A 17,510-nucleotide genomic window follows, 5' to 3' on the forward strand; every position below is an offset into this window, starting at 1 on the left:
AAAGCGGCGCAGACGCGCGAGGAAGGGGGCGTGCCGAAGGGCCGGAAAGCGGCGCGGACACGCGAGGAAGAGGTGCGCGAAGGGGCCGGAAAGCGGCGCAGACGCGCGAGGAAGAGGCATGCCGAAGGGCCGGAAAGCGACGCAGACGCGCGAGGAAGAAGTGCGCGAAGGGCCGGAAGGCGGCACGGGTGTGCGCGCGTGGGCTGCCGGAGGGCAGGAGGGTGAGGGGCGCCGGGAGGTAGACAGTGTCTACCCGTGGCTGGTAGACACTGTCTATGTCTTCGGGGGATCTGGAGCGGCGGCTGGTGGCGGCGGGGGTTGAGCTGCTTGCCGAGGCTGGGAGTGGTGCGCTTTCGCTTCGGGAGATTGCTCGGCGGGCCGGGGTCTCGCATGGGGCGCCCCGGCGGTATTTTCCGACTCACCAGGCGCTTCTCGCGGCTATTGCGCGCGAGGGGTATCGGAAACTCGGTGGGCTCGTCGCGGCGACCATCGGGGATCACGATGCGGAGCCGCGGGAGGCACTGCTTGCGCTCGGGCGACAATATGTCACGTTCGCGCGGGACGAGCCGGGGATGTTCGCGCTCATGTTCCGGCACGATCTGCTGCGCGGTAACAATATCGGGCTTCGGGAGGAGAGCACGCCTCTGTTCGGCGTACTCGTGGAGATGCTGAAGCGGGCCGGCCGAGCGCAACCCACTGCCCAGGCGGCGGCCCTGTGGGCGGCCCTGCATGGCATCGCGCAGCTCTGGCATTGGGGAACGCTGCAGGTGGTGACCGGTCTCGACGATCCGGAGCCGCTTCTGGTCGCCGCCGTCGAAACCCATCTGGGAAAGGTGACCGCATGATGCTCGCCACCGCTCTGCGATCGATTCTGCTGCCGGTCAGCCGGGTCGCTTTCCGGCCCGAGGTGCATGGCGCCGAGCATGTGCCGCGCAGTGGGCCGGTCATTCTCGCGGCCAATCATCTGTCGTTCCTCGACAGTTTCCTCATTCCGCTGATGACGCCGCGGCGGGTCTCGTTCATCGCGAAGCAGGAGTATTTCCAACACGGCGGCCCGAAGCAGTGGGCGACCCGCAACTTCCTGACCGGGATCGATGCCATTCCGGTGCCGCGCGGCGGTTATCGGGCCGCTCAGGAATCGCTGGAGGTCGCGCTGCGGCTGCTGAAGGACGGCGGGGTGTTCGGCATTCATCCGGAGGGAAGCCGGTCTCGAGACGGGCGGCTCTATCGCGGGCGGACGGGGGTGGCCTGGCTCGCCATCGCATCGGGAGCGCCGGTCGTGCCGGTTGCGCTCGTCGGCACCGATCGCATCCAGCCGGTGGGTGCGCGGTTCCCCCGGCCGGGCAAGGTCGTCGCGCACTTCGGCGAGCCGCTGCGGTTCACTCCCCCGGCGGACGGCAAGCAGGGGCCGGCCCGGCGTCAGGCCACCGACGAGATCATGGCGGCCATCGCCGCGCTCTCCGGCCAGCAAGTGGCGGACGAATACAACGAGCTCTCCGCCGGCTAACGGGTCAAGCCGAGCATCGGGGCGGCCGCGCGGAACAGCGCGGGGTCGCCGAGCAGGTCGGTGGAGTCGAGCGCCTGGTCGATGGTGCCGGGCAGCCGCGGGATCGTTCCATGACGGACACCGAAGTGTTCCAGAACGGCCCGCAACGAAGGGTCGGTGATCTCGGCGGCGAGGGCGATCGTGTAGCGCTCGGCCTGCAGAACTCTGATGTCCCGGTTATAGAACTGTCGCGGCGACGGATCCAGCGCCGGGCACAGCCCGAGCTCGTTCGTGGCGGCGGCGAGCACACTCCCGGCCGTACACAGGGCATCTTCTCGCTCGCGCCACGACGCCGCGGAAAGCGCGGCCGTCAGCTGTGGCCCCACCTGGGCGGCGAGGGGTAGTTCCCGGAAGGCGCGGCCGAGCCATTTGGCGTAGGGCGCCCAGCGCCGGGAGATCAGGAAGCTGAGCCGGACCATCTCCCGGGCTAGCCGGGCGGCCAGCAGGCGCGAGCCCAGAGTGTCCCCGGTCGAGCCGGTGCGCCCGACGAAGGCCTCCTCCTGCGACACCTTCAGCCAGCCGGCCGCGAGGGCATAGCGCCAGACGTCGTCCGGGTACCACTCGAGGGCCGCCCGCCGCCGGTGCAGCGTGTCGGCCGGGTCGTGGAAGACGGCGCCCCGGGTGAGGCTCGCGAGCAGTTGGGTGGGCGTGAGCAGCCAGTCCGCGACGGAGACCCCCGCGCCGGGATCGAACCCCAACAGCTGGACGAAGAATTCTCCAACGGTGTCGCGATCGATGTAGAAGACCTGGACGCGAGGTCCGAAATCGTGGTCCGGCGACACCTCGTCGTCGTACCCGAGAACCTCCGACCCCGGGCCGAGCAGCGCCGCCGCGTGCGGCACCGAGGCCAGGCCGGGCTGGACCTGCGAGAGGTAGAACTGCCGCGCGAGCGAGATCCCGTTCATCACACCAGAGGTACCACCGCACAGCCGGTGCGTCTCCGGTGGCAAACGGGGGTGAAACGTAAATCACGCCCACACCGACACCGATCTGACGGGGCCGTGATGATCAGTAACCGCCGGTTGCGTCTCGCGACGCTGGCAGGCCTACTCGCCGTGATCGGCGCGGCGACGCCGACATCCGCCGCGACGCCGACATTCGCCGCGAAACCGGTATTCGCCGCGAAACCGGTATCCGCCGCAAGCCCGGCCGACGAGGAACCGGGGAAACAGCGCCCGCTGCGCGTGATGCCACTGGGCGACTCGATCACCTACGGCATCGGCTCGAGGACTCTCGACGGTTACCGCAGCACACTCCATCGCCGGCTCGCCGCCGCCGGACTGAACATCGACTACGTCGGCTCGATGCGGTCCGGCCGGGGCGCGGACCCCGACAACGAAGGTCACCAGGGCTGGACGATCGCCGAACTGACCGACCACATCGACGACTGGCTGGACACCTACCGCCCGGACGTGATCCTGCTGCACATCGGCACCAACGACATGGTTCACCACGTCCCCGGCGCCGCACGCCACCTCGACCGACTGCTGGACCGGATCGCGGCCGAGCGGCCCGAAACCGAGGTCTTCGTCGCCGAGATCGTCGGGATCGCCGACTTCCGTGAGGTCGGCACCCGGATGAGGCGCACCGTGACCTACAACGCGGCGGTCGCCCGGATCGTGGCGCGCAAGGGCCCCCGTTTCCACCTGGTCGACCAGAGCCGGATCCAGGGCCTGGACATGCGCAACCGCGACCACCCCAACGACCTCGGCTACCGCAAGATGGCCGCGAACTGGTACCGCGCGATCACCGCGAACGTCGGCTAGCGAAAAACAACGGCACTCCGGCGGCGACGACCGCGCCGCCGATCAGCACCGATCGCCATGGCAGCGTGCAGGCGAGCAGCAGGCAGCCGGCCAGTCCGGCGCAGGCAATGACCCGGGCAGACGTGCAGGCCGACCGGGTGAGCGAGATGCAGGCGGCGTTGGCGATGGCGTAGTAGAGCAGCACGCCGAACGACGAGAAGCCGATCGCGCCGCGCAAGTTCACGGTCGCGACCAGCACCGCGACCAGCACGCCGACGGCGAGTTCGGCCCGGCGCGGGACCGCGGAGCGGGCGTCCACCGCGGCCAGCGCCCGGGGCAGGTAGCCGTCCCGGGCCATCGCCAGCCCGGTCCGCGACACCCCGAGGATGAGGGCCAGCAGGGCGCCGAGCGAGGCCACCGCCGCGCCGGCCCGGACGACCGGCCCGAGCCAGCCGGGCGCGGCGTCGGCGAGCGGCGAGGCGGAGGCGGCGAGGCGCGCGGGGCCGAGGACGGCCAGGACGGCGAAGGCGACCAGGGCGTAGACGACCAGGACGACGGTCAGCGAGATGGCCACGGCACGCGGGATGGTCCGGGCCGGGTCACGGACCTCCTCCCCCAGCGTCGCGATGCGGGCATAGCCGGCGAACGCGAAAAACAGCAGCCCGGCGCCTTCCAGAACGCCGAACGGACGCAGGCCGCCACCGAAGCCCGAGAGATGCAGATGGAACGCGGCGGAACCGGCGACGGCCGCGAGAACGGCCAGAACAACGACCACGATGACGTACGTGACTTGCACCGATCGCTGCACGCCGAACAGGTTCAGTGCGGTCAGGCCGAGCACGGCGGCCACCGCGACCGGGCGCTCGAAGCCGGGCGCCGCGTACGCCGCGAAGGTCAGCGCCATCGCCGCGCACGAGGCGGTCTTCCCGACCACGAACGTCCAGCCGGCCAGATAGCCCCAGAACGGGCCGAGGCGTTCCCGCCCGTACACGTAGGTGCCGCCGCTCTGCGGATAGCGCGCCGCCAGCCGGGCCGACGACGTGGCGTTGCAGTAGGCCACCGCCGCGGCGAGAGCGAGCGACAGCAGCAGCCAGCCGCCGGCCGCGTGCGCGGCCGGCGCGAACGAGGCGAAGACGCCGGCGCCGAGCATCGCGCCCAGCCCGACCATCACCGCGTCGCGGGTGCCGAGTCTCCGGCTGAGCTCGGTCATTCGGCCTCCCTGGCGCACGGTCCTTGGCGACCATAGAGGCATGCTGCGCGTCGAGGGGCTCGTGCCGGTCACCGGGGTGGCGGCGTTCCTGCTGCTCTTCGGTGTGCTCGGCGGGCCCGGCGATCCCTCGCCACAGGCCCGGTGGGTCGGCCTCGGGGCGCTGATCGCGCCGGCTCTGATGGCGTACGCCCACCGCGGCGCGGCGGCGTGGGGCGGGGTGCTCGCCGCGGTCGTCTGGACGTCCCTGGCCGGCTCGCCGCCCGCGGCTCTGGTCGGATGGGCGTACGCGCTGATCTGCATTGCCATCACCCGCCGTGACCGTTCCCCGCTGACCGCTCCGGTCCCGCTCCGGCCGCCCCCGGCCCCGAAGGGGCTGCCGCACGTGGCCGTCCCGGCCGAGGTCGCCGGCTATTCGCTGCTCACCCTGGCGATGGCCGTCTTCGTGGCCGTGCTGATCGAAAAGGCGGGCGTCCCGTGGCTCGCCGCGGTGATCGCGGTGTTCGGGCTGGGCTGCGCCCTGACCGCCCGGGCCGTGACGCACCGTGCGCAGCTGCGCAAGCTGTTCGGCACCGCCCAGCCGATGTACACGGTCCGCGTGGTCGAGCAACCGGGTTACGTGCACATCCTGATGCCGGAGCCGGGTGGGGTGCTGGCCCGGGAGTTCGCGTTCGACGTGGCCGAGGACGCGCCGCCGGACGACGACGAGCCGCACACGCTGCCGGGCACGCTCTACGGCGATCCGCGCCCGGGTGGCTGGTGCACGGTCGAGGTGGCGGGCCGGGTGCACGTGCCGGTCGGCCCGGTCGGCGCGGTGATCGAGGTGGCCTACGACGCGGTGCAGGGGCTGCCGCGCGAGGTCGAGGACGACGAGGAGCAGCTGGTCGACCCGGAGGCGCTGCTGCCGGCCGACCGGGTGGACGCGTTCGAGCCCCGGGAACACCGGATCGCGCCGCCGCGCGCGTGGGGCGCCACCATCGCGATCGGCCTCGGTGGCTCGCTCGGCGCGGGTGAGCTGGCCCAGCTGGCCGGGCTGCCGGCGGCCGCGCTGGGCGCGGTCGCGGCGGTGGCGGCGGCCGCGGCGTACGAGTTCGGCTGGCGCACCCAGCTGCGCCCGCGCCTACGCTGGCATGCGGGCGGGGTGGCCGCCGTGGGTTTCCGCGGGCCGGACCGGCAACCATGGGCGACCGACAGCGCGGTGGTGCACGACGACGCCGGAACGGTGCTGCTGACCGCGGGCGAGTCGGTGCTGACCGTGCCGGTTCCGCCGCCGTGGCCGTCGCCGGAGAGTCAGCGCAGCGCCGACCAGCTGGTGGCCGCGTTGCGCGAGGCCCGTAATCAGTCGTTCGCGATCCGGCCGCTGCCTCCGCCGCCGGTCGTCGAGGTGCCGCGCCGGCCGGTGCCGCTCTACGGGGCGTGGTTGCTCTCCGTCGTGCTCACGGTGCTGATCCTGCGGTAAACGCAAAGGGCCGAGTGCAAAGATCTGAAACACATTCCGCGTAGCGTGCTTATGTGGATCTGAACACCGTTGCCGAAGTGATCAGCCCCGCCGAGGTGGGCCAATGGCGCCCTGGTGACGCCTGGTTGGGCGGCGGCACCGCGCTGTTCGGGGAGCCCCGGCCGCACCTGAGCCGTCTGCTCGACCTCACCGCCTCGGGCTGGCCGGCGCTCACCCTGCGCGACGACACGCTGGAGATCGCGGCCACCTGCACGATCGCCGAGCTGGCCGCGAGCGACTATCCGATCGCCCTGAAATGTTGCCAGGCGTTCCTGGCGTCCTTCAAGATCTGGAACGTGGCCACGGTCGGCGGGAACCTGTGCGCGGCGTTGCCGGCCGGTCCGATGATCTCGCTCGGGTCGGCGCTCGACGGCGTGTGCCTGGTGCTGGGGCCGGACGGCAGCCGCGAGGTGCCGGTGGCCGACTTCGTGACCGGCGACGGCACGACGGTTCTCGAGGACGGCGAGCTGCTGCGCTCGATCACGATCCCGATGTCCGCGCTGACGGCGGATTTCGCGCTGCGGCAGGGCTCGCTCCATCCGTACGGCCGCTCGGGTGTGCTCTTGATCGGCCGGCGAAAAGCCGAGGGCATGGTCCTGGCCGTGACCGCCGCGACAAAACGCCCATACGTCCTCCGCTTCCCGACCATGCCGAACGCCGAGGTCGTGCAGATCGCGCTGTCCGAGCGCATCCCGCACGACGCCTACGTCAACGACATCCACGGACTACCCGCCTGGCGACGCCATCTGACCAGGCTTTATGCCGAGGAGATCCGGCAGGAGCTGGCCGCATGAAGATCAACGGAACCGAGCACGACCGCGCGCCCCGGCCCGGCCAGTGCCTGCGCACCTACCTGCGCGAGGAGGGCTGTTTCGGGGTCAAGAAGGGCTGCGACACCGGCGACTGCGGCGCCTGCACGGTGCACGTCGACGGCAAGCCGGTGCATTCCTGCGTCTACCCGGCGTTCCGGGCGGCCGACAAGACGATCACCACCGTCGAGGGGCTGGCCGACCCGGACGGCCTGCACCCGGTTCAGCAGGCGTTCCTCGACGCGCAGGGCTTCCAGTGCGGCTTCTGCACCGCCGGTCTGATCATGACGACGGCCGCGCTCACCGATGCGCAGAAGGCCGACCTCCCCCGCTCTTTCAAGGGAAATCTCTGTCGGTGTACGGGTTATCGCGCCATCGCCGACGCGGTGGCCGGCGTGGTGAACACGTGCGAGCCACCCGCGGGCACGGCGGTGGGCGCGAGTCTGGGCGCCCCGGCCGGACCGCAGGTGGTGACCGGCACCGCCCGTTACACGTTCGACCTGGACGTGCCCGGGGTGCTGCACATGAAGGTGCTGCGGGCGACGGTCTCCCATGCACGCATCGCCGCGATCGCCACCGAGGCCGCTCTCGCCGTCCCCGGTGTGGTGGCAGTCTTCACCCACGCCGACGACCCGGGCAAGCTGTTTTCCACCGCCCAGCACGAGCGGGTGGAGGAGGACCCGGCCGACACCCGCGTTCTCGACGAGGTGGTCCGCTACGTCGGCCAGCGGGTCGCCGCCGTGGTCGCGACGTCGGAGGCGGCCGCCGAGGCCGGCTGCCGGGCGATCAACGTCGAATATGACCCGTTGCCCGCCGTATTCACGACCGCGGCGGCGATGGCGCCCGGCGCTCCGGAGCTGCACGGCGTCGACCGCAACGTGATCGGCGAGCTGCACGCCGAGATGGGCGACGTCGAGGCCGGGTTCGCCGAGGCCGCCGCGGTCTACGAGCAGACCTTCACCACCGCCCGGGTGCAGCACGCCAGCTTGGAGACGCACGGCGCGGTCGGCTGGCTCGACGACCTCGGCCGGCTGGTGATCCGCAGCAGCACGCAGACCCCGTTCCTGACCCGGCGGGCGGTCGCCGACCTGTTCGACCTGCCCGCCGAGAAGGTGCGGGTGATCGCCGGGCGGGTCGGCGGCGGCTTCGGCGGCAAGCAGGAGATGCTCGTCGAGGACCTGGTCGCGCTGGCCGTGCTCCGGCTGGGCCGGCCGGTCAAGCTGGAATACACCCGGGCCGAGCAGTTCACCGGCGCCACCACCCGGCACCCCTTCGAGGTGACCCTGAAGGCCGGGGCCAGGGCCGACGGCACCCTCACCGCGCTGCAACTCAAGGTCCTGGTCAATACCGGCGCGTACGGCAACCACGGCCCGTCGGTGATGTTCCACGGCTGCCACGAGTCGCTGGCCGTCTACCGCTGCGACAACAAGAAGACCGACGCGTTCTGCGTCTACACCAACTCCGTCCCGGCCGGCGCGTTCCGCGGCTACGGCCTCGGCCAGACCACGTTCGCCATCGAGTCGGTGCTCGACGAGCTGGCCCGGCTGCTCGGTCTCGACCCGATCGTGCTGCGCGAACGCAACATCGTCCGGGCGGGCGAGCCGCTGCTCGCCCCCGGTGATCACGTCGAGGACCTCTCGATCGCCAGTTACGGCCTGGACCAGTGCCTCGCGCACATCCGGGCGGCGGCCGAGGCGCCCGCGCCGCCGGCGCCGGCCGGCTGGCTGGTCGGCGACGGCATGGCGATCGCGATGATCGCGGCCGGCCCGCCCGGCGGCCACTTCGCCGACGCCACCGTCACCCTGCTGCCGGACGGCCGGTTCGAGCTCGCGGTCGGCACCGCCGAGTTCGGCAACGGCAGCACCACCGTGCACGCCCAGATCGCCGCGGACGTGCTGCGCACCACGGCGGACCGGATCACCGTGCGCCAGTCCGACACCGACGTGGTGCGGCACGACACCGGCGCGTTCGCCTCGACCGGGGTGGTGGTGGCGGGTAAGGCGGTGCTGCGCGCGGCGCAGGCCCTGCACGAGGTCATCCTCAAGGCGGCCGGCGGCACCGAGCCGGACGAGCTCACTCTCAAGGAGATCGCGGCCCGGGCCGCCCGGCCGCTCACCGGTCAGGGCAGCTTCGACGGCACGCCCCGGTCGGTGGCGTTCAACGCGCAGTGGTTCCGGGTCGCGGTCGACCCGCACACCGGCGAGACGCGGATCCTCGGCAGCGTGCACAGCGCCGACGCCGGCACCGTGATGAACCCGCTTCAGCTGCGGGGCCAGATCGAGGGCGGCGTCGCGCAGGCGCTCGGCGCGACCCTGGCCGAGCACGTCGACCTCGACGCGGAGGGCCGGGTCACCACGACCGGGTTCCGGCAGTACCACCTGCCCACGTTCGCCGACACCCCGCACACCGAGGTGCTGTTCGCCGAGACCGACGACGCGATCGGGCCGCTGGGCGCCAAGTCGATGAGCGAGAGCCCGTTCAACCCGGTCTCCCCGGCGATGGCCAACGCGCTGCGCGACGCCACCGGGATCCGCTACACCGACCTGCCGTTCACCCGCGACCGCATCTGGGCCGGCCTGGACCGTTAGAGCCGAACCGCTGCTGTCTCCAGGGCGGGCAGCACGATCGTGAAGGTGGAGCCCTCGCCGACCTCGGAACGGACCGCGACGGTGCCGCCGTGCTCGGTCACGATGTTGCGGACGATCGCCAGGCCGAGGCCGGTGCCCTGGACCGCCTGGTTCATCGCGTTGGTGGCCCGGTGGAACGGGGTGAACAGGCCGGGCAGGTCGTCGACCGGGATGCCCATGCCGGTGTCGGTGATCGTGACGACGGCGTTCGGCCCGTCCGCGGACAGCCGCAGCTCGAACCGGCCGCCGGCCGGCGTGAACTTGATCGCGTTGTCGATCAGCTTGCGCAGCGCCCGTTCCAGCTGAACGCTGTCTCCGCGCACCCAGGCCTCGTCGACCTCGAGCACGCTGTCCACGTTCTTGGTGTGCGCGGTGGCCGCCAGCTCGTCGTGCACGCCGGTGATCATGGCGGCCAGGTCGACCGGCGCCGGCTCGGCGTCGATCCGCTCGTTGGCCCGGTCCAGCAGCAGCAGGTCGGCCACGGTCGCCTGCAGGCGATGGGCGTTGCGCAGGATCGCGGTCAGGCCGCGCTCCTGCATCGGCGTGAGCTCCTCCTCGGTGAGCATCTCGGCGTAGCCGAGGATGCTGGTCAGCGGCGTCCGCAGCTCGTGCGTCACGGTCGAGACGAACACGTCCTTCTGCTCGTCGAGCACGCGCAGCTCCCGGATCAGGCGCGACTGGTGCAGGGCGAGGCGCTGCTGCCGGATCGCGTGGTCGATGTCGCGGCCCAGCCCGGCCAGCACCGCCCGCTCGTCCGGGGTCCAGTCCGGCCGGTCCGGGCGGCACACCAGCACCAGCCCCGGCGGGCAGTCGTGCTCGCCGGTGAGCGCCACCGCGAGTCCGCCCGGCATTCCGGGCACGTCGCGGGCCTTGCCCGGCTGCGCGGACCGCATCCGCCGGATGATCTCGGCGTCCAGGGCCGGGGCGTCCGGCGGCCAGCTCACGGTGAGGCTCGCGCCGGGCACGACGGTGGACCGGCCGTAGACGAGCTCGGCGCCGAGTGCCGCGCCGATCATCCGGACCACCCGGCGGCCGGTCTCGGCCGGGTCCTCCCGCTCGGTACGCATCTCGGCCACGACCCGCTGGCGCAGCTCGCCGATGCTGGTCCGGGCCTGCTCGGCGGTGAGCAGCCGCTCGATCTCGCCGGCCAGGTCGTTCAGGGTGCCGATGACCGCGCGCATCTCGGCCGGTCCGGCCTCCTCGGCGCGGGCGCCGCGCTCACCGTCGGCGAGCCGGCGCAGGGTGTGCCGGATGTGCTCGACCGGTTGCATCAGGTGCCGCTGGTGCAGATAGGCGATACCGAGCCCGATGATCAGCACGAGCAGGGCGAGGCCGGCGAAGAACAACTGCGCCCGGTTGGTGCTCTGCCGGTCGTCGGCGACCATCGCGGCGTGCTCGACGTCGATCGCCTGGGTCACCGCGGCGTTGGCGGTGCGCAGGTCGTCGAAGAGCGTCTTGCCCCGGGCGGCCCGGCCGGCGTCGGCGTCCGCCACCCCGGCGTTGACGATCGGGATGGCGTAACCGTAGAGCCACTGGTCCACGGCCGCGCGCTCGTCGCCGACCAGGCTCTCGATGCTGTCGTTGTCGGCCCGGGCGGACAGCAGGGTCATCTCGGCGAACGCGCCGGAACGGCCGCTGTCGTACGGCGTGAGATATGCCTTGTCGCCGGTCAGCTGGAAGCCGCGCACGCCGGTCTCGGCGTCCGTCATGTACTGCAGCACCAAGCGGTTGGAGTCGAGCATCCACTCGATCCGCGCGATCCGCTCCGCGTGCGCGGCCTGCAACCGGTCGCCGACGATCAGCTGCATCGTCACGAGGGCGAGGAAGAGGGCGCACAGCACGGCGAAACTGCCCGCGACGCGTTGCCGGAGGTTCATCGGCGGGCCGCCGCGACGGGCGCCATGGCCGGCAGGGTGAAGGTGACCGTGGTGCCGCCGCCCGGCGTCTCGGTGGCGGTGATCCGGCCGCCGTGCCGGCCGACGATCCGCTGGCAGGTGGACAGGCCGACGCCGTGCCCGGTGCGGGCGGCCGGGTCGACCTGGGCGAACATCTCGAAGACGCGGTCGCGCTGGTCGGCCGGGATGCCGCGGCCGTTGTCGGCGATCGAGACCACCCACGCGGCGCCGTAGCTGCGGGCGCCGATCCGGATGCGGCAGGTGCGGTCCAGGTGGCGGTACCTCAGCGAGTTGCCGATGAGGTTCTGCAGCAGCTGCCGGATGAGGGTGGGGTCGCAGTCGAGCTCCGGCAGGTCGTCGACGGTGATCTCGGCCCCGTCGATCCGCGGGTTCAGGTCGCACAGTGCCAGGTCGACCACCTCGCCGAGGCGGACCGCCTCGAAACGGCAGGGCGCGTTGCCCGCCTGCGCGTACGACAGCAGCGAGGTGATCAGGCCGGACATCCGGCCGACCGCACGTTTCGCCGAGGCGATCCAGGTCGTCGCCTGGCTGTCGCCCAGCTCGCCGGTGACCCAGGGGTTGATCCGGAAGATCGGGTCGGCGGCGTCCGCCCGCACGACGAGATCGCCCTTCTCGAAGTGCACCGCGCACATCGAGTCGGCGCGCGCCGAAATGCCGCCCTCGAAGCCGAACGAGGTGAGCTGGCACTGCCGGTTCTCGTCGATCAGGTTGAGGGTGGCGTTGGGCACGCCGGCGACCATCGCGGCCACCCGGACGACCGCCTCGAGTTCGTCACCCGCGGGCAGGTCGAGCAGGCGGTACTCGTGCAGCGCGGCGATCCGCTCCTGCTCCTGGGTGGTCACCTGAATAATTTCGGCAGGTGACCACCCTTGTCTGAGAATTCAGCCGCCGAAGGCGATCTCAGTGCTGGGCGGGGTGAAGTCGGGATAGTCGTCTCCCGATGCGGTGCGCAGCGTCTTGCCCACCGCCACGATCACCTGGGCCTGGATCGCGCTGCCCACCTTGTTCGACGGGTTCTTCGGGTCGGCGGCGATGCCGGCCACTACCGCGTTGCGGGTGAAACCGACGAACGACTCGGTCGTGTTGTCCTCGGTGCTGCCGGTCTTGCCGGCCACCGGGCTGCCCCCGAAGATCGAGTTGACCTGGGTCGCGGTGCCGCCGTCGCACTTGCCGTAGCTGCTCTGCTGGCCCACCGGGCAGCGGGCCGCGTCGGTGGCGGCCCGGGCCACGTCGGCGTCGAGCACCTGCTTGCAGTTGGTCGCGACGGTGACCTTCTTGCCGTCCGAGCCGGTGATCGAGTCGACCGGCAGCGGCGAGCAGTAGGTGCCCTCCGACGCGACCGTCGCGTAGGCCGCGGCCATCTCCAGCGGGGTGGTGTCGATGACCCCGAGGGTGAACGAACCCCAGGCGTCGGCGCTGTTCTCGGCCATGTCGGCGTCGGTCTTGGCGGCGAAGCTGATGCCGAGCTTCTTCGCCATGTCCACCACCGCGGCCGAGCCGACCTGCTCCTCCAGGTGCACGAAGTACGTGTTCACCGAGCGGCCGAACCCGTTCCACATGGTGCGGTAGCCGTCCATCCAGCTGGGGTTGGCGTTGCCGGGGCAGTAGTAGCCGTTGCAGTTGCCCGGCCCGCTGTCGGCATAGCCGCTCTGATACTTCGCCGGTGAGTCGAAGCCGGTGTTCAGCGGCATTCCGGCTTCCAGCGCGGCCAGCATGGTGAACATCTTGAAGGTCGACCCGTACGGATAGCCGTTCACTCCCCCACCACCACTGACCAGGGGATTAACCGTGTTCTGGGTGCCTTTAGCGGTGGAATATCTACGGTTGACCGCCAGGGCGAGGACCTTGCCGGTGCCGGCCTGGACCGCCGCGATCGGCGCGACCTTCTTGCTGTCCAGGCCGTAGACCGAGCGGGACTGCTCGGACGCCTGTTTCTGCACGTCCGGGTCGAGCGTGGTGACGATCGTGTAGCCGCCCCGGCGCAGCGCGGTGTCCCGCTCGGCGGTGGTCGTGCCGAACTGCGTCTGCTGGTCCCACCAGCGCTGCACGTAGTCGCAGAAGAAACCCCACCCGTTGGCCTTGCCGGCCGCGTCCACGCAGCCGTTGGGCTGGGTCTTACCGGTGTACTTCAGCTTCTCGGCGGTGGCGGCCTGGTGCTGCGCGGCGGTGATCAGGCCGGCTTTCTCCATGGCGCCCAGGACGTACTCCTGGCGGGCCTTGGCCTTGGTCTGGGAGCCGGTGCTGACCGGGTTGTAGGCGTCCGGCGACTGCGTGATGCCGGCGATCAGGGCGGCCTGGGCCAGGTCGAGCTTGGCCGGGGTGGTGCCGAACAGCCGCCGGGCGGCCGCCTCGATGCCGTAGGCGCCGTCACCGAAATACACGATGTTCAGGTAGTTCTGCAGGATCTGCTGCTTGGAGAGCTTCTGCTCGACGGCGATCGCGTACTTGATCTCCTGAAGCTTGCGCGCCGGGGTGTCCGCGGTCGCGGCGGCCCGCTCCGCCGCGGTCAGGGTCGGGTCCTCCTTGAGCACGTTGCGCACGTACTGCATGGTCAGCGTGGAGGCGCCCTGCTCGGCGGTGCCGGCCCGGGCGTCGTTGACCAGCGCGCGGGCGACGCCCTTGACGTCGACGCCGCCGTGCTCGAAGAACCGCACGTCCTCGGCCGCGACGATGGCGTTCTGCATGACCTGGGAGATCTGCCCCAGCGCCACGTCGTGCCGGTCCTCGTCGTAGAACATCGTGATCAGCGTCTTGCCGTCGTTCGCGTAGACCCGGGTGACCTGGGCGCTCGCCGGGGTGAGCAGCTGGGCGGGCAGCTCGTCCTTCTGCTTGTCGGCCCAGTGCGTGCCGGCGAGGACGAGGGTGCCGGCCGGGATCGCCGCCACCCCCACGAGGATGCCGACCAGCACCAGTACGCCGCTCAACCGGGCCATGGCGCCTCGGCGTCGACGTCCGGGTGTGGGGCCGGGGGGTGGCTGGATCATCCGGTGGGTCCTTTCTGACATAGGCCATTCAGTCCGTAGCACCGAAATCTGAGATCTCGCTGGGTTTCGTTACCGATCCGTAACCTTCCGCACGCCCTATACACGTGGTGACGATCACACCGGACATCCGCTATCGATCTGTCCAGATTAGGGATAGAAATCCGCGACTCACGATGATCAACATCACTCTGCGTCAGCAGAATCCGGTGACCTGGGTTACTGACTGGTAGCCCAGCCACTTGTAGTCCGTGACCTGGGGCGGCAACATTTCCCGCACGTAAACGACGGCATCGACGGACCTCACCGCCAGCACTTGATCGACAGGGTCGCCCGTCGATGCGAGACCCATGGCGGTGGGCCCTGCGAGCCGTCTCATTAATAGGAGGATTCGTGAAGGATGCGCTGAGCGGTCAGGGGGAAGGGCGCACCAACTGGCGCCGCTTCGCCATCGCCGCAGTCATCCCGGGTGCGGTTGCCGGCGCGCTTGTCGCCGGTGTCGCCTCAGGCGCTCTTGCCGCCAGCTTCTCGGTGTCGGGCACCCAGTTCAAGCTTTCCGCCTCGAAGCTTGAAGGCACCGGCTTCACCCAGTACAGCGGCGCCCTCGGCAAGGCCGACGGCAGCGTGGTTCCGGCCGCGATGTCCGGCATCAAGTCGGCGACGATCACCAACCTCTGCCAGACCGTGGCGGTAGGCCCGATCGTTCTTCGCATCGAGGCCGGCAAGGACGCCGGCAAGCCGGTCGAGGCTTCCGACCTGCTGATCGGCATGTCCGAGCTCGGTGGTGACGCCACGTTCACCAACATCGACATCGGCCAGGACGCGTCCACGCTGACCAAGGACGGCCGCCCGGCCGCCCAGCACGGCGCGGTGGGCAGCTTCGGCCAGCAGGCCGACGGCGTGACGATCGACAACCTGAAGCAGGTCGCGTACTCGACCTCGGCTTCGACGTTCAAGCTGACCGGCATGAGCCTGAAGCTGTACGTCGGCAACGGCCAGGAATGCTTCAGCTAGTGATCTGACGCAGGGCTCGCGGGTACGCTCCCGCGAGCCCTCTTCACGTACGGCCTTTCGCACCACTGCTTGCCTTGCGCACCACCAAATATGGAGGACCTGTGGCGACCGACAACTTCTGGGGCAAGTTCCGCCGCTGGCGGCGGCACCGCCCGTTCTGGGGTGGTCTGTTCCTCATCCTGAGTGGCATCGAGCTGTACCTCAGCGCGAACCTCACCCTCGGCGGCGTCGAGGTCCACCTAGGCCCGCAGGGCTTCCTCTCCTACCTGCTGCCGATCATGCTGCTGATCTGCGGCGCGCTCATCTGGGCCACCCCGGCGCAGCGGCTCTTCTACGCCATCATCGGCATGCTCGCCGCGCTCTACTCGTTCATCGGCCTCAACCTGGGCGGCTTCTTCATCGGCATGCTGCTCGGCATCCTCGGCGGCGCGCTGGTGATCGCCTGGGGCCCGCCGCGGCCGAAGCCCGGCGCCGAGCTCGAGGGCCTGCCCCCGACCGGTGAGCCGACCGACCACCCCGAAGACGAGCCCGCCGAGGACGTCGGCGACGAGATCTTCGGCGACCGCGACATCGACCGGACCCAGCAGATCGAGGTCGCCGGGCACGACGACCGGCCGCACGAGCAACAGCAGCCGGTCCGGCCGGCGTCGCAGTCGTTCCAGGCCGCGCCCCCGGCGTCAGCGGTGGCCAAGCTCGGCCGCAACCCGCGGGCCATGGTGCTCGCCCTCGTCCCGGTGGCGGCCACCGCCGCCATCTTCGTGATCGGCAGCAACCTGCCGGCCAGCGCCGACGAGACCTGCCCCGAGGGCCTGCCGTCGCGCACCACGTCCGCCGCCGCCACGACCGCCACCACCACCGCGGCCGAGAAATCGGCCGCGGCCAAGAAGGCCAAGACGACGGCGCCGGCCGCGAAGAAGACCACGAGCGCCTCGACGAAGACCTCGACCACCGCCTCCGCTGCCACCAGCTCCGCCGCTGCGGAGGCGGCCGCCGACGACGGCACCGGCAACCCGATCATCGACGGGATCGGTGACTTCATCGACGGTGTCGGCAACCTGCTCGGCATCAACGGCGACGACGAGTCGTCCACTCCGAGCACGTCGCCGACCTCGTCGGACCCGGAGCCCACCAAGACGACGGCGCCGGAGACGACCGCGCCCACCGCGGACCCGACCCCCACCGATGAGACGACCACCGCCACCGCCGACCCGAGCATCACCACGGCCGCCCCGACCAAGGCGGCCGCTCCGGACGACAGCGCGGACGCGTCGGAGTCGGTGCTGCCCGAGGCGAGCGGCAGCGAGATCCCCTGCCTGGGCGCCCGGCAGTACGGTTTGACCGCGAGCGCCGACGACATCCCGGTGGTGTCGAAGACCCCCGGCCTCATGGAGGTCACGTCGCTGACCATGTACAACTCGACCTACGACGGCGTGGTCGAGATGCCGGTGGCCGGCGGCGGGACGATGAAGGCGCTGAAGTTCAGCATGGACAAGGCCACGAACAAGCCGTTCAAGCTGACCATCACCGAGCCCACCGACCCCAAGACGGTGATCAGCAGCGACTCGCTGACCACCACCGGAACGGTGAAGTTCTACACCCCCGAGTTCAAGGGCAACCTGTTCGGCCTGATCCCGGTCACCTTCACCCCGGACAACCCGCCGCCGCTGACGCTCCCGATCCTCTGGTTCACCAAGGCCAAGATCAAGCTTGCGTACGTGCGTTGCGACACGCTCACCGGCGATCCCCTCAAGGTGGCTCGCTAACGGCGTCGCTCCCGCCAGCCGGCGACGACTGAGTCGGCGTCGAGCGGCGGGAGCACCACCGGTGGCCCGTCCATCAGTCCCACCCGGGCCTTGCGGATCCGCTCGTTGAGCTCGCCGACGTAATCGCGCACCTCGGTCTCGGTGCGCAGCCGGCCGACCTTCTCGTCAAGGTCCTCGACCTCGCGCCGCACGGCGAGCGTCGGCGGGACGACACCGGCGGTGGCCCCTTCGCGAGCCGCCCAGTCCTTGACCCACCAGTCTTCGTCGTAGTCCTTGCCCGCGTCGGGCAGCGGTTTGCCCGCTCCTTTGAGGTTCTCGAACTCGCCCCGCTCGGCTGCCTCGCGCAGCTGCCGGTCGATAGACGACTCATACCAGTGCACCATGCGGGCAATTTTAGTTTTCGC

At 70.8% G+C, this 17,510-nt stretch carries 14 protein-coding genes; 8 read left to right on the plus strand and 6 right to left on the minus strand.

The window, feature by feature from the left end:
- Positions 1 to 275 precede the first annotated feature (275 nt).
- Positions 276 to 845: a TetR/AcrR family transcriptional regulator gene (locus AB0E90_RS22730; RefSeq protein ID WP_360408844.1), complete on the plus strand. Its 570-nt coding sequence runs from the start codon at positions 276 to 278 to the stop codon at positions 843 to 845.
- Positions 842 to 1,507: a lysophospholipid acyltransferase family protein gene (locus AB0E90_RS22735; RefSeq protein ID WP_360408847.1), complete on the plus strand. Its 666-nt coding sequence runs from the start codon at positions 842 to 844 to the stop codon at positions 1,505 to 1,507. The genes AB0E90_RS22730 and AB0E90_RS22735 overlap by 4 nt, the downstream gene beginning before the upstream one ends.
- Here AB0E90_RS22735 and AB0E90_RS22740 read toward each other — a convergent pair.
- Complete coding sequence (locus tag AB0E90_RS22740; protein WP_360408850.1) at positions 1,504 to 2,451, minus strand: DUF4037 domain-containing protein; 948 nt, start codon at positions 2,449 to 2,451, stop codon at positions 1,504 to 1,506. The genes AB0E90_RS22735 and AB0E90_RS22740 overlap by 4 nt on opposite strands.
- A 99-nt stretch (positions 2,452 to 2,550) precedes the next feature.
- Here AB0E90_RS22740 and AB0E90_RS22745 point away from each other — a divergent pair, with 99 nt between their 5' ends.
- Entirely contained in the window at positions 2,551 to 3,312 is a 762-nt protein-coding gene (locus tag AB0E90_RS22745) for an SGNH/GDSL hydrolase family protein (RefSeq protein WP_360408853.1), read from the plus strand.
- Here AB0E90_RS22745 and AB0E90_RS22750 read toward each other — a convergent pair.
- The gene (locus AB0E90_RS22750) at positions 3,293 to 4,501 is read right to left on the minus strand and encodes an APC family permease (protein WP_360408856.1); all 1,209 of its coding nucleotides are present in this window, start codon (positions 4,499 to 4,501) and stop codon (positions 3,293 to 3,295) included. The genes AB0E90_RS22745 and AB0E90_RS22750 overlap by 20 nt on opposite strands.
- Before the next feature lie 40 nt (positions 4,502 to 4,541).
- On the opposite strand from AB0E90_RS22750, the gene AB0E90_RS22755 reads away from it, so the two are divergent.
- Genes AB0E90_RS22755 through AB0E90_RS22765 form a run of 3 tightly spaced genes read left to right on the plus strand, consistent with a single transcriptional unit; the run spans position 4,542 to position 9,393 of the window.
- Positions 4,542 to 5,957 (plus strand): hypothetical protein, encoded by a 1,416-nt coding sequence (locus AB0E90_RS22755; RefSeq protein WP_360408859.1) that lies wholly within the window; start codon positions 4,542 to 4,544, stop codon positions 5,955 to 5,957.
- 53 nt (positions 5,958 to 6,010) lie between these two features.
- A complete protein-coding gene (locus tag AB0E90_RS22760) occupies positions 6,011 to 6,790 on the plus strand; it encodes an FAD binding domain-containing protein (RefSeq protein WP_360408862.1) in 780 nt (259 codons plus the stop codon).
- Positions 6,787 to 9,393 carry a molybdopterin cofactor-binding domain-containing protein gene (locus AB0E90_RS22765; RefSeq protein ID WP_360408865.1) on the plus strand — a complete coding sequence of 869 codons (2,607 nt, stop codon included), beginning with the start codon at positions 6,787 to 6,789 and terminating at the stop codon, positions 9,391 to 9,393. Before AB0E90_RS22760 ends, AB0E90_RS22765 begins: the two co-directional genes overlap by 4 nt.
- On the opposite strand, the gene AB0E90_RS22770 is transcribed toward AB0E90_RS22765, so the two are convergent.
- Genes AB0E90_RS22770 through AB0E90_RS22780 form a run of 3 tightly spaced genes read right to left on the minus strand, consistent with a single transcriptional unit; the run spans position 9,390 to position 14,281 of the window.
- Positions 9,390 to 11,309, minus strand: a complete 1,920-nt coding sequence (locus tag AB0E90_RS22770; protein WP_360408868.1) for an ATP-binding protein — start codon at positions 11,307 to 11,309, stop codon at positions 9,390 to 9,392. The two genes, AB0E90_RS22765 and AB0E90_RS22770, sit on opposite strands and share 4 nt — an antisense overlap.
- The gene (locus AB0E90_RS22775) at positions 11,306 to 12,190 is read right to left on the minus strand and encodes an ATP-binding protein (RefSeq protein WP_360408871.1); all 885 of its coding nucleotides are present in this window, start codon (positions 12,188 to 12,190) and stop codon (positions 11,306 to 11,308) included. Before AB0E90_RS22775 ends, AB0E90_RS22770 begins: the two co-directional genes overlap by 4 nt.
- A 39-nt stretch (positions 12,191 to 12,229) precedes the next feature.
- The gene (locus AB0E90_RS22780; protein WP_360408874.1) at positions 12,230 to 14,281 is read right to left on the minus strand and encodes a transglycosylase domain-containing protein; all 2,052 of its coding nucleotides are present in this window, start codon (positions 14,279 to 14,281) and stop codon (positions 12,230 to 12,232) included.
- 441 nt (positions 14,282 to 14,722) lie between these two features.
- Here AB0E90_RS22780 and AB0E90_RS22785 point away from each other — a divergent pair, with 441 nt between their 5' ends.
- Together AB0E90_RS22785 and AB0E90_RS22790 are read left to right on the plus strand one after the other, a co-directional pair.
- Positions 14,723 to 15,343 (plus strand): DUF6230 family protein, encoded by a 621-nt coding sequence (locus tag AB0E90_RS22785; protein WP_360408877.1) that lies wholly within the window; start codon positions 14,723 to 14,725, stop codon positions 15,341 to 15,343.
- A 101-nt stretch (positions 15,344 to 15,444) separates the two neighbouring features.
- Positions 15,445 to 17,106 (plus strand): DUF6114 domain-containing protein, encoded by a 1,662-nt coding sequence (locus AB0E90_RS22790; RefSeq protein WP_360408880.1) that lies wholly within the window; start codon positions 15,445 to 15,447, stop codon positions 17,104 to 17,106.
- Here the strand turns inward: AB0E90_RS22790 and AB0E90_RS22795 are convergent.
- Complete coding sequence (locus AB0E90_RS22795; RefSeq protein ID WP_360408883.1) at positions 17,103 to 17,489, minus strand: DUF1992 domain-containing protein; 387 nt, start codon at positions 17,487 to 17,489, stop codon at positions 17,103 to 17,105. The genes AB0E90_RS22790 and AB0E90_RS22795 overlap by 4 nt on opposite strands.
- Positions 17,490 to 17,510 lie beyond the last annotated feature (21 nt).

It is taken from the genome of Actinoplanes sp. NPDC026619 (genome assembly GCF_040638295.1).
Lineage (GTDB): Bacteria > Actinomycetota > Actinomycetes > Mycobacteriales > Micromonosporaceae > Actinoplanes.